15 protein-coding genes are annotated in these 14526 nt (G+C 67.1%); 8 read left to right on the top strand and 7 right to left on the bottom strand.

The window, feature by feature from the left end; translation table 11 throughout:
- The first annotated feature begins 3 nt into the window (after positions 1–3).
- Both JO236_RS11765 and JO236_RS11760 read left to right on the top strand, forming a co-directional pair.
- On the top strand, positions 4–1191 hold the full coding sequence (locus tag JO236_RS11765) for a ubiquinol-cytochrome c reductase iron-sulfur subunit (protein ID WP_293329778.1): 1188 nt from the start codon (positions 4–6) through the stop codon (positions 1189–1191).
- Positions 1188–2861, top strand: a complete 1674-nt coding sequence (locus JO236_RS11760; protein ID WP_293329769.1) for a cytochrome b — start codon at positions 1188–1190, stop codon at positions 2859–2861. Before JO236_RS11765 ends, JO236_RS11760 begins: the two co-directional genes overlap by 4 nt.
- 32 nt (positions 2862–2893) lie before the next feature.
- On the opposite strand, the gene JO236_RS11755 is transcribed toward JO236_RS11760, so the two are convergent.
- The 4 genes from JO236_RS11755 to JO236_RS11740 form a co-directional block, all read right to left on the bottom strand.
- On the bottom strand, positions 2894–3541 hold the full coding sequence (locus tag JO236_RS11755) for a DUF2561 family protein (protein ID WP_293329766.1): 648 nt from the start codon (positions 3539–3541) through the stop codon (positions 2894–2896).
- Positions 3541–4464 (bottom strand): MmpS family transport accessory protein, encoded by a 924-nt coding sequence (locus tag JO236_RS11750; protein ID WP_293329763.1) that lies wholly within the window; start codon positions 4462–4464, stop codon positions 3541–3543. The genes JO236_RS11755 and JO236_RS11750 overlap by 1 nt, the downstream gene beginning before the upstream one ends.
- 182 nt (positions 4465–4646) lie before the next feature.
- Entirely contained in the window at positions 4647–5066 is a 420-nt protein-coding gene (locus tag JO236_RS11745; RefSeq protein ID WP_293329760.1) for a cytochrome c oxidase subunit 4, read from the bottom strand.
- 12 nt (positions 5067–5078) lie between these two features.
- Positions 5079–6158 (bottom strand): cytochrome c oxidase subunit II, encoded by a 1080-nt coding sequence (locus JO236_RS11740; protein ID WP_293329757.1) that lies wholly within the window; start codon positions 6156–6158, stop codon positions 5079–5081.
- Between the two features lie 210 nt (positions 6159–6368).
- Here JO236_RS11740 and asnB point away from each other — a divergent pair, with 210 nt between their 5' ends.
- Positions 6369–8348 (top strand): asparagine synthase (glutamine-hydrolyzing), encoded by a 1980-nt coding sequence (asnB, locus tag JO236_RS11735; RefSeq protein WP_293329754.1) that lies wholly within the window; start codon positions 6369–6371, stop codon positions 8346–8348.
- An 82-nt stretch (positions 8349–8430) separates the two neighbouring features.
- On the opposite strand, the gene JO236_RS11730 is transcribed toward asnB, so the two are convergent.
- Positions 8431–9405, bottom strand: a complete 975-nt coding sequence (locus JO236_RS11730) for a carbohydrate kinase family protein (RefSeq protein ID WP_293329751.1) — start codon at positions 9403–9405, stop codon at positions 8431–8433.
- A gap of 170 nt (positions 9406–9575) precedes the next feature.
- On the opposite strand from JO236_RS11730, the gene JO236_RS11725 reads away from it, so the two are divergent.
- Entirely contained in the window at positions 9576–10220 is a 645-nt protein-coding gene (locus JO236_RS11725; RefSeq protein WP_293329748.1) for a hypothetical protein, read from the top strand.
- A 1-nt stretch (position 10221) separates the two neighbouring features.
- On the opposite strand, the gene JO236_RS11720 is transcribed toward JO236_RS11725, so the two are convergent.
- Positions 10222–10578: an iron-sulfur cluster assembly accessory protein gene (locus tag JO236_RS11720; protein ID WP_293329745.1), complete on the bottom strand. Its 357-nt coding sequence runs from the start codon at positions 10576–10578 to the stop codon at positions 10222–10224.
- A gap of 115 nt (positions 10579–10693) precedes the next feature.
- Positions 10694–11767: a glycerate kinase gene (locus JO236_RS11715; RefSeq protein ID WP_293329775.1), complete on the bottom strand. Its 1074-nt coding sequence runs from the start codon at positions 11765–11767 to the stop codon at positions 10694–10696.
- Positions 11768–11973: 206 nt separating this feature from the next.
- Here JO236_RS11715 and JO236_RS11710 point away from each other — a divergent pair, with 206 nt between their 5' ends.
- The 4 genes from JO236_RS11710 to JO236_RS11695 all read left to right on the top strand — a co-directional run.
- Complete coding sequence (locus JO236_RS11710; protein WP_293329772.1) at positions 11974–12609, top strand: DUF3043 domain-containing protein; 636 nt, start codon at positions 11974–11976, stop codon at positions 12607–12609.
- An 11-nt stretch (positions 12610–12620) separates the two neighbouring features.
- Positions 12621–13157, top strand: a complete 537-nt coding sequence (locus tag JO236_RS11705; RefSeq protein WP_293329743.1) for a bifunctional adenosylcobinamide kinase/adenosylcobinamide-phosphate guanylyltransferase — start codon at positions 12621–12623, stop codon at positions 13155–13157.
- Complete coding sequence (gene cobT / locus JO236_RS11700; RefSeq protein ID WP_293329741.1) at positions 13154–14194, top strand: nicotinate-nucleotide--dimethylbenzimidazole phosphoribosyltransferase; 1041 nt, start codon at positions 13154–13156, stop codon at positions 14192–14194. The genes JO236_RS11705 and cobT overlap by 4 nt, the downstream gene beginning before the upstream one ends.
- Positions 14191–14526: adenosylcobinamide-GDP ribazoletransferase (locus JO236_RS11695; RefSeq protein WP_293329739.1), on the top strand; the 336-nt coding region annotated here is incomplete at its 3' end. The genes cobT and JO236_RS11695, both read left to right, overlap by 4 nt.

The following is a 14526-nucleotide window of genomic DNA, read 5'->3' as shown; positions in this document are numbered from 1 at the left end:
ATCATGAGCGGGTCGGACACCGACAAGGGAACCGGGATGCAAGAGCCCGACGAGGCAACCCTGGCCGAGATGTCCAACAACCAACTGCTGGACCTCGGCGGTCGGCTCGACGGTGTCCAGATCGCCTACAAGGAGCCACGCTGGCCGATCGAGGGCACCAAGGCCGAGAAGCGTGCCGCCCGCGGCGTCGCCCTGTGGCTTTTGCTGGGTGGCGCGTTCGGGCTGGCGTTGCTGGTGGTCTTTCTGTTCTGGCCGTGGCAGTACAAACCGCGGGAGGACCCGGGTAACTTCCTCTACTCGCTCGCCACCCCGCTGTACGGCACGACATTCGGGCTGTCCATCCTGGCGATCGCAATCGGCGCTGTGCTGTACCAGAAACGCTTTATCCCCGAAGAGATTTCGATCCAGGACCGGCATGACGGCGCGTCTCGCGAGATCGACCGCAAGACGGTGGTCGCCAACCTGACCGATGCCCTGGAAGGCTCGACGATCAAGCGCCGCAAGCTGATCGGGGCCTCGCTCGGCATCGGGTTGGGGGCGTTCGGGCTCTCCACGCTGGTGGCGATTGCTGGCGGTCTGATCAAAAATCCGTGGAAGCCGGTGGTGCCCACCGCCGACGGACTCAAGGCGGTGCTCTGGACCTCGGGCTGGACCCCGCGGTACAAGGGCGAGACCATCTACCTGGCGCGGGCTACCGGCGCGCACGACGGACCACCATTCATCAAGATGCGTCCGGAAGACTTGGACGCTGGTGGCATGGAGACCGTCTTCCCGTGGCGGGAGTCCGACGGCGACGGCACCACCGTGGAATCGCACGAAAAGCTGTCGGCGATCGCCATGGGTATCCGCAACCCGGTGATGCTCATCCGCATCAAACCCAGCGACCTGGGCCGCGTGGTCAAGCGTCAGGGACAGGAAAGCTTCAACTACGGCGAGTTCTTCGCCTTCACCAAGGTCTGCTCGCACCTGGGCTGCCCGTCGTCACTGTACGAGCAGCAGTCCTACCGCATCCTGTGCCCGTGCCACCAATCGCAGTTCGACGCCCTGCACTTCGCCAAGCCGATCTTCGGTCCGGCGGCGCGTGCGCTGGCGCAACTGCCCCTCACGATCGACCCCAACGGGTATCTGGTCGCCAACGGCGACTTCATCGAGCCCGTCGGACCGGCATTCTGGGAGCGCACGACATCATGAGTCCGAAACTGAGTCCCCCCAAAATCGGTGACGTCCTGGTCCGCCAAGGCGAGGACATCGACACGCGCTATCACCCCTCGGCGGCGGTACGACGTCAGCTCAACAAGGTGTTCCCGACGCACTGGTCGTTCCTGCTCGGCGAGATCGCCATGTACAGCTTCATCGTGCTGCTGCTCACCGGTGTGTATCTGACGCTGTTCTTCGACCCATCCATGGTTGAAGTCACCTACAACGGCGTCTACCAACCGCTGCGCGGCGTCGAGATGTCGCGCGCTTACCAATCGGCGCTGGACATCTCCTTCGAGGTCCGGGGCGGCCTGTTCGTCCGCCAGATCCACCACTGGGCCGCGTTGATGTTCTCCGCGTCGATCATGGTGCACTTGGCTCGCATCTTCTTCACCGGAGCGTTCCGGCGACCGCGCGAGGCCAACTGGGTCATCGGTTCACTGCTGCTGATCCTGTCCATGTTCGAGGGCTACTTCGGCTATTCGCTGCCCGACGACCTGTTGTCCGGCATCGGGCTGCGGGCCGCGCTGTCGTCGATCACGCTGGGCATGCCGATCATCGGCACGTGGCTGCACTGGGCGCTGTTCGGGGGTGACTTCCCGGGGACCATCCTGATCCCCCGGCTCTACGCGTTGCACATCTTGCTGCTGCCGGCCATCATCCTGGCGCTCATCGGTCTGCATCTGGCGATGGTCTGGTTCCAGAAGCACACCCAGTTCCCCGGGCCCGGCCGCACCGAGACCAACGTGGTCGGTGTGCGCGTGATGCCGGTGTTCGCGGTCAAATCCGGCGCTTACTTCGCCAGCATCGTCGGGGTGCTCGCGCTGATGGGCGGCCTGCTGCAGATCAACCCGATCTGGAATCTGGGACCGTACAAGCCCTCCCAGGTATCGGCCGGCTCACAGCCCGACTTCTACATGATGTGGACGGAGGGTTTGGCACGTATCTGGCCGGCGTGGGAGTTCTACTTCTGGCACCACACCATTCCCGCGGTCGTCTGGGTCGCGTTGCTCATGGGCTTGATTTTCATTCTGCTGATCGTCTACCCGTTCCTGGAGAAGCGGTTCAGCGGCGACAAGGCACACCACAACCTGTTGCAGCGGCCGCGTGACGTCCCGGTCCGCACTTCCATTGGCGCCATGGCGATCTCGTTCTACATGGTGTTGACGCTGGCGGCCATGAACGACATCATCGCGTTCAAGTTCCACATCTCGCTGAACGCGACGACCTGGATCGGACGCATCGGCATGGTGATCCTGCCGCCGCTGATCTACTTCGTCACCTACCGGTGGTGTGTCGGGCTGCAGCGCAGCGACCGTGACGTGCTCGAGCACGGCGTCGAGACCGGCATCATCAAGCGGTTGCCGCATGGCGCCTACATCGAGCTGCACCAGCCGCTTGGCCCGGTCGACGACCACGGCCACCCGATCCCGCTGCAGTATCAGGGCGCGGCGCTGCCCAAGCGCATGAACAAGCTGGGTTCGTCCGGCTCGCCCGGCATCGGCACCTTCCTCACGGCCGATCCCGCTGCCGAGGACGCGGCGCTTCGCGAGGCCGCGCACGCCTCCGAGCACCGTGTGCTGACCGCGTTGCGCGAACACCAGGACAGCATCAACGGCTCCGGCGGCTCCGGCGGCTCCAACGGCGAGCATCCCGAGCACTAAACCGCCGTGCGGTCACCGGGCGGCGGCGCGGACTACTGCGCGGCGGCCACCCCCCGCAACTGCCGGACGTGGTACCACTCGATCGCCGGCACGCCGGCGGTGACCAGCCCGGCCACCGTGTAACACAGCCACGACGCGCCGTCTTCGTTTACGGCCATCAGATAGGTGGCCGCGGCGACGGCGATCAGCGCGATGCCGATCGTGCCCGTCAAGGCGACGGTGCCGCGCATCCAGATCCGGTCCACCGCAGCGCCGGACCAATTCGAGGCTGCCGGCCGCAGCGCCTGAATCCGCTCAGTGCGTCCCCGCTCGGTGAGAGTGCGCGTCAGGACGCCGGACCTGATCGGCTGCGGGCTGCCCGTCCGCGTGGGGGTGCCGCCCGCCGGCCGCACCACCGGCTCCTCGTCAGGGGCACGGCGAGCCCGCAGTAGCACGGGGATGGCTCCCGCGATGATCAGCGCCGAGATGGCGATGACGGCGTACAACACCCACGTGGTGTGCGCGCTGCTGGCCGCCTTGTGAAAGCCCCGCCCCAGATCCGTCAGCGCGACGGCGGCCGCGACGCTGACACCGATCAACGTCAGCCAGACCGCGGCGCACGCCCCGAGCAGAATGCGATCGACGACTTCGGGCGCGATGGTGTCCGGGCCCCGACGGTATGCGGAGTATCTGCTGACCATCAGCAGCTCGTCTGCGGTTGGTCGCTGGTGTTCGACGACAACACCGTTCCGTCACTGGTGATGATCGAGCAGTTCAGTCTGCTGACGTGGAACAGGCTGAACGCCTCGACCGAGCCGACGTCCGACTGGGAGATCGGTGTGACGGTCATCGACCAGGGGATGTACACGTTTTGCTGAGTCCGTCGTCGGCCGGAGGCGTCGACGTAGGTCACCGAGATGATGTCACCTGGGGCCTTGGTACCGGTCACCGAATAGGTGACCTGTCGGGGCGCGGCGAGCGTCGTAGTCGTGGGCGGCGGGGGCGCCGCTGCCGTGCTGGTCGCCGGGGGCGGCGCTGCCGTGCTGGTCGCCGGCGGGGGCGGCGCCGCCGTGCTGGTCGCCGGCGGGGGTGGTGGCGCAGGGGTCACCGTCACAGTCTGTGTCTCCGTCGCTGTCGGGATCTCGGTGCTCGTGGGTGGGGGTGGCGGCGTCGAGGACGGCAGGGGCGGTGGCGTGGTGGTCGTGATCTCGTCCTGTTGTGGCGCGGCCGCAGTGGTGCTGCCGGGATTGGCAAGTTTGCTGGTGTCGGTTTGGGCAACGAGCAACGACACCGAGACCACGAGCGCGACCGCGGCCGCGATGGCGACGATGCCCACTACCCACGGCCAGCGCGGCGCGGCATGCTCGTCGTCCGCATCGGACGAGACGTCGTAGGCGTCGTAGTCGTAAAGCCGGAAGTCGGCGGGCACATAGGGGCCGCTGCTGAAATGTTCGGATTCCGGCGCCGAATACGCCCGCGAGTAGATGTCGGTTTCACCGGTGTGGTCTGCTACGGCGTGTTCGCCGCTTTCGTCAACCTCTTCCACGGGCTGAAGTTCATCGCTCGAACCATCGGCGGAATCTGGCTGTTCAGATTCCCGTCCCGGATAATTCGGCCCGCTCATGTCTGCCTGCCCTGTCCAACTGCATCACGATCGCGCGGGGCTCCGCGGCTGGCTCGTTGCGCGCGCGCTCGGGGGGTTCTCATTGTGCCTTGGCAAACCCTACCGAACCGAGCGAGGCAAAGCGGGCACGGCAAACTAACCACAGAGCAACTGATGCCCTGATTGTGACCTTTGAGCGCCGATCAGTGTTTCTCCGGACCGACGTAGTACTCGAAAACCAGTCCAGCCACCGAGGCCAGGATGAACGCCACCCCGGCAACGATCAGCCACGGCAACCACAGCGCGATGGCGACCGCGGCCACCGAGCCCGACAACGCGATCAGGATCGGCCACCAGCTGTGTGGACTGAAGAAACCCAACTCTCCTGCGCCGTCGCTGATCTCGGCGCCTTCGTAGTCCTCGGGCCGGGTGTCCAGGCGGCGCGCCACGAACATGAAAAAGCTGGCCACGATCAGCGCCAGGCCGGCGGTCAGCGCCAGTGCCGTGGTGCCCGCCCACTCCACACCTCCGGTGGCGAACAGCGCGGTCAGCACCCCGTACAACACCGTCGCCAGGACGAAGAACGCCGCGATGAATTCGAACAACCTCGCTTCGATATGCATGAGTGTCCTTACCTACTGGTTCGGGGCCAGTTCACCGCGGCGAGTGTCGAACGGGTGTGTGGTCTGCGCTAACGGCGGCTGATGAATCGCCTGCAGGGCCTCGGCATTGGTCTTCCCGGCAATCCGTTGCTGCAAGTAGGCCTTGAAGTCGTTGGGCGATACCACCCGAACCTCGAAGTTCATCATCGAGTGATACGTGCCGCACATCTCGGCGCAGTGACCGACGAAAGCCCCTTCCTTGGTGATCTGTTCGACCTGGAAGACATTGACGGAGTTGTTTGCCGCCGGGTTTGGCATCACGTCGCGCTTGAACAAGAATTCCGGCACCCAGAACGCGTGGACGACATCGGCTGCAGCCAACTGGAACTCGATGCGCCTGCCGGACGGGAGCACCAGCACGGGGATTTCCGTGGCGGTTCCCAGAGTTTCGACCCTGTCGAAGTTCAGGTAGGTGCGGTCCTCGGTGTTGAGTCCGCGTATCGCCCCGACGCGCTCCTCCCCGCGCTCGTCTTTACCCTCCGGCTTGGATGTCATGGCCTTCTTCTTGGCCTCGTCGGCGCCCTCGTAGTTGAAGGTGCCGTCTTTGAAGGCGACCCGCTGGTAGCCGAACTTCCAGTTCCACTGGAAGGCCGTCACGTCGATCACGACCTCGGGGTCCTTGGCCAGATGCAGCACCTTCTCCTGCACAACCACGGTGAAATAGAACAGCACCGAGATGATGAGGAACGGTGTCACGGTGAGCACCAGCTCCAGCGGCATGTTGTAGCCGAACTGGCGGGGCAGCTCCGTGTGAGATGCCTTCTTGCGGTGGAAGGCGGATGTCCAAAAGATCAGGCCCCACACGATGGCGCCGACAACCAGGGATGCGATCACCGCTCCGATCCACAGCTCCCTGTTGACATGCGCTTCCGGGGTGATGCCCTCCGGCCAGCCCAGCGCGAACACGGTTTGCCAGCTGCAACCACTCAGGGTGACCGTCAGTACACCCAGCGTCCCGGCCAGCGCCAGCAGCCGAAGCCGACGGGTGCCTGCGGTGGCCCGTGAACTGCCCTGCGACCAGCGTTGCGAACGGACCGGCTCGCGAGGTGTCACGTTGGCGCCTCCTGTCTCACAAGCCCATGCCGAACTGCAATTCATCCCGCAAGCCGCGAGACCAGTTGGCTACTCGAACGTTGAATACTACGCAGCGTAGACCAAGTCGCCTGATGGGGCGACGAGGCGGTCCCAAATGATCGGCCCGTCGCCGCGACCTGCCGGATGCGGGCCGCGCGAGCGTCGCCGCGTGCGGCATACTGGGGCGCCGTGTGTGGTCTGTTGGCCTTCGTAGCAGCACCAGTGGCGGTCCCGGCGGACGCCGACGGCCGCGAGACTGGCGCGTCCAGCGCTGCCGAAGTCGACGCCGCGATTGCCGGCGCCTTGCATTTGATGCGCCACCGCGGGCCAGACGAGCCGGGCAATTGTTTCGACCCCGACGCTGACGGGTCCGTGGTGTTCGGTTTCAACCGGCTGTCCTTCATCGACATCGCCCATTCGCACCAGCCGTTGCGGTGGGGGCCGCCGGAAGCACCCGACCGCTACGTGCTGGTGTTCAACGGCGAGATCTACAACTACCTGGAATTGCGAGAGGAGCTTGCGCAGCGGCACGGCGCCGTCTTCGCCACCGACGGCGACGGCGAGGCAATTGTCGCGGGCTACCACTACTGGGGCACCGATGTGCTGAAACAGCTGCGGGGCATGTTCGCGTTCGCGCTGTGGGACACGGTTACACGTGAATTGTTTTGTGCCCGTGATCCTTTCGGCATCAAGCCGTTGTTCATGGCGACCGGCTCCGGGGGCACCGCGGTGGCCAGCGAGAAGAAATGCCTCCTGGACCTGGCCGCATTGGTGGGCTTCGACACCGCGATCGACGACCGTGCGGTCCAGCACTACACCGTCCTGCAGTACGTGCCGGAGCCCGAGACGCTGCAGCGCGGGGTGCGCCGGCTGGAATCGGGTTGCTACGCGTGGATCCGGCCCGGGATGGCGCCCGACATCACCCGCTACTTCACGCCGCGGTTCGTCGTCACGCCGATCACCCGCGACACCGAGCAGGACCGCTACGACGAGATCACGGCCGTGCTCGAGGACTCGGTGGCCAAGCACATGCGTGCCGACGTCACCGTCGGCGCGTTTCTGTCCGGCGGCATCGACTCGACGGCCATCGCGGCCTTGGCGATCCGGCACAACCCCCGGCTGATCACGTTCACCACCGGCTTCGAACGCGAGGGCTTCTCGGAGATCGACGTCGCGGTGGCCTCGGCCGAGGCCATCGGGGCCCGGCACATCGCCAAGGTGGTCAAGCCCGACGAGTTCGTCGCCGCCCTGCCCGAGATCGTCTGGTATCTCGACGAACCCATCGCCGACCCCGCCCTGGTGCCGCTGTTCTTCGTCGCCCGCGAGGCGCGCAAGCACGTCAAGGTCGTGCTGTCCGGAGAGGGTGCCGACGAACTGTTCGGCGGCTACACGATCTACCGGGAACCGCTGTCGCTGAAACCCTTCGACTTCTTGCCCGGGCCGGTGCGACGGTCGATGGGCAAGGTGTCCAAGCCCTTGCCGGAGGGCATGCGCGGCAAGAGCCTGCTGCATCGCGGCTCGCTGACGCTCGAGGAGCGCTACTACGGCAACGCCCGCAGTTTCTCCGACGCGCAACTGCGCGACGTGCTGCCGGGATTTCGCCCGGACTGGACGCATACCGACGTCACGGCGCCGGTGTACGCCGAATCGACCGGCTGGGACCCGGTGGCCCGCATGCAGCACATCGACCTGTTCACCTGGCTGCGCGGCGACATTCTGGTCAAGGCCGACAAGATGACCATGGCCAACTCGCTGGAGCTGAGGGTGCCGTTCCTGGATCCCGAGGTATTCGCGGTGGCGTCGCGGTTACCAGTTGACGCCAAGATCACCCGCACCACTACCAAATACGCCCTGCGGCGCGCGCTGGCGCCCATCGTGCCGGCCCATGTGCTGAACCGGCCCAAGCTCGGCTTCCCGGTGCCCATCCGGCACTGGCTGCGCACCGGCGAGCTGATGGAGTGGGCCTATCAGCTAATCGACTCGTCGGGGGCCGGGCACCTCGTCGACCTCACTGCCCTGCGCCACATGCTCGACGAGCATCGAACCGGTGTCAGCGACCACAGCCGCCGGCTGTGGACGGTACTGATCTTCATGCTGTGGTACGCGATCTTTGTCGAGCACAGCGTGGTGCCGCAGATCGCGGAGCCCGTGTATCCGGTCGAGTTATGAGGGCGAACAGACGCAAAAGCACCTGAAAACCGGTCTAAGAGCGTGCTTTTGCGTCTGCTCGGCACAATATGTTCGGCACAACTCAGGTGAGCACCGCGGCGATTTCGGCGGCCGCATCCTCACCGAACGCTCCGGCCAGCCGCGACGCCGCAACCGAGCGGTCCCACTCCCACTCCTGGGTCCCCGTCGACTCCAGCACCAGCACCGCGACCAACGAGCCCAGCTGGGCCGAACGTTCCAGGCTCAAACCGGCGCTGCGTCCGGTCAGGAACCCCGCCCGGAAGGCGTCGCCGACGCCGGTGGGGTCGGTTTGGCTGCTTTCGGGCACGACGCCGACGTGCACGGTGGCCCCGTCGCGGTCGACGATGTCCACCCCCTTGGCGCCCAACGTGGTCACCCGCAGGTCCACCTGCGCCATCACATCGGCCTCCGACCAGCCGGTCTTTGACAGCAGCAGGTCCCATTCGTAGTCGTTGGTGAACAGGTAGGCGGCGCCGTCGATGAGTTTGCTGATCTCCTCACCGGACAGCCGCGCCAACTGCTGGGACGGGTCCGCGGCAAACGGCAGGCCGAGCTCGCGGCACTCGTCGGTGTGCACGACCATCGCCTCCGGGTCGTTGGCCCCGATGATGACCAACTCGGGCTTGCCGATCCTGGACACCACGTCGGCCAGCGAGATGTTGCGGGCCTCGGACATGGCGCCGGGGTAGAACGAGGCGATCTGGGCCATCTCCAGATCGGTGGTGCAGACGAAGCGGGCCGTGTGGGCTGTCGTCGAGATCAAGACGTTGTCGCAGTTGACCCCGTGAGTTTGCAGCCAGTCGCGATACTCGCCAAAGTCGTCGCCGGCGGCCCCGACCAGCGCCACGTCGCCGCCCAGCACGCCGATGGCAAAGGCGATATTGCCGGCCACACCGCCGCGGTGAATCACCAGGTCGTCGACGAGGAAGCTGAGCGACACCTTCTGCAGGTGGTCGGCGAGCAGCTGTTCGGAGAATCGGCCCGGAAACCGCATCAAATGGTCCGTCGCAATCGAGCCTGTTACCGCGATCGTCACGAAATGTCCGCCCTTCGTTCGTTAGGTCGCCTAGCCTACCCAGGGATATCGGACCCCGTCGCATGCACGGCCACCGACAGGCGTTGCGCTAGCCTGCCTAGAGAGCTCACCGGTTGCCGGACCTGAAATGCGTCGGCGGCAGCCATCCAGCACCGTTGGGAGTTACCACGATGGCAGGTCCGCATTCGTCGAACCCCGCCGTCGGCACCGACGGACCACCGCCGCACGGCCAGGCCGGGCCCCCGGAAGGCCAACCCCTCGAGTACCCCGACGACACGGAGACAACCTTCGCCCCGCCCCAACCCCCACCACCCGCGCCCGCAGAGCACGGGCGCAAACGGCTGATTATCGGGACCCTGCTGGCCATCGCACTCATCGGTGCTCTAACAGCCGCGATCGTGTACGGGGTTCGCACCAACGGGGCCAGGGCCGGCGGAACGTTCACCGAGGCGTCGTCCAAGACGGCGATTCAGGGCTACCTGGACGCCCTGGACAATCGCGACATCGACACGGTCGTCCGCAACGCATTGTGCGGCATGTACGACGGTGTGCACGACAAAAGAGCGGACCAGGCCCTGGCCAGACAGAGCAGCGACGCGTTGCGTCGCCAGTTCTCCAAGGTCGAGGTGACGTCGATCGACAAGATCGTGTACTTGTCCCAGTACCAGGCCCAGGTGCTGTTCAGCATGCAGGTGACGCCCGCCACCGGCGGTCAGTCGCACGGACCGGTCCAGGGCGTCGCGCAGCTGCTATTTCAGCGCGGCCAGATTCTGGTGTGCTCGTACATCCTGCGGACCACCGCAGGCTCGTACTAGCTCAGTTGAACGAGTCCCCGCAAGCGCACGAACCGGTGGCGTTGGGGTTGTCGATGGTGAAGCCCTGCTTCTCGATGGTGTCGACGAAGTCGATGGACGCGCCTTCCACATAGGGCGCGCTCATCCGGTCCACGGCCAGGGTCACACCACCAAAGTCGACCGTCAGGTCACCATCGAGGCTCCGGTCGTCGAAGAACAGGTTGTAGCGCAGGCCAGCGCAGCCACCCGGCTGGACCGCGATCCGCAGCGCCAGGTCGTCGCGTCCCTCCTGGTCCAGCAGCGCCTTGGCCTTGGCGGCGGCCGCCTCGGTCAGGATGACGCCGTGGGTCTTGGCGGTCGACTCGTTCTGCACCGTCATTGCTTCTCCTACATGCTTTGATCGTTGGGGCCGGCCCGGCACCGGCCGGGTCCGACTCGGGAAAGCCCAATGCATCAACGGTACCTCGAAGACCCGCTATTCCCGAGTCGTGCGGCTATTCCCGAGTCGTGCGGCTGGTCCCGAACCGCGCCGCCACCACGGCCGCCAAACCCATCAATTGATTGGCGGCGTCCGCCTGCGCCAGCCGCGCCGACCCGGCGTAATCGGCGATGGACAGCGCGGACATGATGCCCGATGACCGCCACGCGGACGGGTCCATGGAGACCTGACCGGCCAGCACGACGATCGGAATGTGCAGCGGACGTGCCGCGGCGGTCAGGGAGCCGACGACCTTTCCGTGCATGGACTGCTCATCGAACCGGCCCTCACCTGTGACGATCATCTCGGCATCGGTGAGGGCGTCGAGCAGGTGGGTGTGATCGGCGATGATCTCCGCGCCTGACTCACACCGGCCGCCCAGCGCCAGCAACCCGGCGCCGACCCCGCCGGCGGCACCCGCCCCGGGCTCGGAGCTGACGTCGCGTCCGGCCGCCGCTTGCAGTTGCAGCGCCCATGCCTCGAGGCGCACCTCCAGTGCGGCGACGGTCGCGGCGTCCGCCCCCTTTTGCGGCGCGAACACTCGGGCCGCGCCCCAGGGACCCAGCAGCGGATACTCGACGTCGCAGGCGGCGATGAGCTCGACGACGGCCAGGTTTCGGCGGGCCACCTGCAGGTCGCCGAGCTCGGCGATCATTCCCTGGCCGCCGTCGGTGCAGGCGCTGCCGCCCAGCCCAACCACGATCCGCTTGGCCCCGGCGCGCAGCGCCTCGGCGATGAGCTGACCCACTCCCCGGCTGTGGGCGGCAAGCGCGGTCTCCGGCGTCGGGGTTCGGCCGAGCAGTCCCAGACCACACGCCTGCGCGGACTCGATGTACGCCGTCGACGAGCTACGGTCAAACACCCAGCGCGCCTCGACCTCGGCATCCAGCGGCCCGGACACCCGCAGCCGCCGCGGCTCCCCCAGCCGGCTGCTCAGCACCTCGACGAAGCCGGGGCCGCCATCGGACTGCGGGGCGATGATGAACGAGTCGAAGGGACGTGTCCGGTTCCAGCCGGTCGCAATCGCGGCGGCGGCGTCCACCGCGGACAGGCTGTCGCCGAAGCAATCCGGAGCCACCAGCACCCGCATCGCAGGCAGGTTGATTCGGCCGGGCCCGAGGCCACCGGCGGCATCACCCGAGGCCTGCGAGCCGTTCATCACTGGCCAGCGTAGGACGAACTGCCATGGTGGCGCACGGATAACCTAGGCGGATTCCGAGGTGGGGCCGCTCGCGAAGTAACCTGGCGAATGTGAAGCTGCTGGGCCGCAAGAAAGGCCAAGAAGAGGGCACAGAACTGGTTGCGGCGGACGACGGGACGGCGGACTCAACCGGGGAACCGCGCGGGTCGCGTACCACCGGCCCCAAGGGCCGGCCGACGCCCAAGCGCAGCGACGCCAGGCGGCAGAACAAAAAGGGTCCGGTGGTGCCGGCACCCATGACCGCCTCCGAGGCGCGGGCCCGGCGCAAAAAGCTGGCCGGTCCCAAGCTCAGCCGCGAGAACCGCCGGGCCGAAAGAACCGCCAGCCGCGCCCGGATGTCGGATCGCCGGGAACGGATGATGGCCGGCGAGGAGGCCTACCTGTTGCCGCGCGACCAGGGGCCGGCGCGGCGGTATATCCGCGACCTGGTGGACTCGCGGCGCAGTTTGCTCGGGCTGTTCATGCCGTCGGCGTTGGCGCTGCTGTTCATGTCGTTTGGCGCTCCGCAGCTGCAGGTCTACATGGCTCCCGCGATGCTGGTGATAATGGCCGTGATGATTCTGGACGGCGTCTTGCTGGGCCGCAAAGTTACCAGGCTGGTCGACGCGAAATTTCCCAACAACACCGAAAGCCGTTGGAAATTAGGGTTTTACGCCGCTACCCGGGCTTCCCAAATGCGTCGAATGCGGGCACCCCGTCCCCAAGTCGACCGCGGCAGCGATGTCGACTGAGAACTGATCCGGTGCGCACCTTGGTGCTCGGTGGAATCAGGTCGGGCAAATCCCGATGGGCGGAGGAGGCCATTGCCGAGTCGTTGCCAGCGGGCCAGCCCATCCGCTACCTGGCCGCAGGGCCGGCCGGGCGGGATGATGAGGCCTGGGTGCACCGCGTCGCCGTCCACCGTGATCGTCGGCCGGCCCACTGGTCGACGGTCGAAACCGAGAACGTGCCGGCCGAGTTGCGGCAGTCACCGGGCAGCCCGACGATCGTCGACGACGTCGGTCGGTGGCTGACCTGCATGCTGGACCGACATCATGGTTGGGACGACGGATCGGTGGCGGCTCCGGTCGACGAGATGCTCGCCGCGGTCGGCGAGTTCGGGTCGACGCTAATGCTCGTCAGCCCCGAGGTCGGGCTGACCGTGGTGCCCGCCACCGCGTCTGGGCGCCGGTTCGCCGACGAGTTAGGCAGCCTCAACCAACGGTTGGCCGACCTGTGCGACCAGGTGGTGCTGGTGGTGGCCGGGCAGGCCGTTCGGATCAAGACGCCGGGAACGTGATGGATTTCACGCCGGTTTCCTCACCGGATGCGGAGGTCGCGGCAGCCGCCCGTGCCCGCCAGGACACCCTTGCCAAGCCGCCGGGTGCGCTGGGCCGCCTCGAAGACCTGTCGGTGTGGGTCGCGTCGTGCCAGGGCCGTTGTCCGCCAAGGGATTTCGAGCGGGCTCGGGTGGTGGTGTTCGCCGGTGATCACGGCGTCGCGCGGTCCGGGGTGTCGGCGTATCCCCCGGAAGTGACCGCCCAGATGGTGGCCAACATCGACGCCGGCGGCGCTGCGATCAATGTGCTGGCCGGAATCGCCGGCGCGACGGTACGAGTCGAGGACCTGGCGGTAGACGCCGAGGTCCTCGCAGAGCGGATCGGCGTACACAAAATCCGGCGTGGCAGCGGCGACATCGCCGTCGAGGACGCGTTGACCGACGACGAGACGGCGGAGGCCATCGCGGCGGGCCAGCGGATCGCCGATGAGGAGGTCGATGCCGGCGCGGACCTGTTGATCGCGGGCGACATGGGCATCGGCAATACCACCCCGGCGGCGGCACTGGTGGCCGCCCTGACGAACGCTGAACCGGTCGCGGTCGTCGGATTCGGCACCGGGATCGACGACGCCGCCTGGGCGCGCAAGACGGCCGCGGTGCGCGACGCGCTCTACCGCGCCCAGGCGGTGTCGGCCGATCCGGTTGGGTTGCTGCGCTGCTGTGGCGGTGCCGACCTGGCCGCGATGGCGGGCTTTTGTGCGCAGGCCGCCGTCCGGCGCACGCCGCTGGTGCTTGACGGCATGGCGGCGACGGCCGCCGCGCTGGTCGCCGATCGGCTCGCGCCCGGCGCGCGGCAATGGTGGCAGGCGGGTCACCGATCGACCGAGCCGGGTCACGGGCTGGCCCTTGCGGCTCTCGAGTTGGATCCGATCCTGGACCTGCGCATGCGACTCGGCGAGGGCACCGGCGCCGCGGTGGCGCTGCCGGTGTTGCGTGCCGCCGTGGCCGTGCTCTCGTCGATGGCGACCTTCACCGAAGCCGGTGTCTGGACCCCGTGATCCGTTCTGCGACAGCAGCCTTCGGCTTCGGCACGGTGGTGCCGGTCGGGCGCGCCCGGCCGATGGGCCGGGGCGCGATGACTGCACTCCCGGTGGTCGGCGCCGCCCTGGGCGCACTGGCCGCCGCGGTCACCCGGGCCGGGGGGCTGGCCTTCGGCCCGTCCAGCCCGCTGGCCGGGCTGCTCGCGGTGGCGGTATTGCTGCTGGCCACCCGTGGCCTGCACATCGACGGCCTCGCCGACACATTCGACGGGCTGGGCTGCTACGGGCCACCGCAGCGCGCGCTCGAGGTGATGCGTGACGGATCGACCGGCCCGTTCGGGGTCGCGGCC

This window comes from Mycobacterium sp. (assembly GCF_019247635.1).
In the GTDB taxonomy this organism is placed as follows: Bacteria; Actinomycetota; Actinomycetes; order Mycobacteriales; family Mycobacteriaceae; genus Mycobacterium.
The sequence above is the reverse complement of the archived record's forward strand: the minus strand, read 5'-3'. Positions and strand labels throughout refer to the sequence as shown.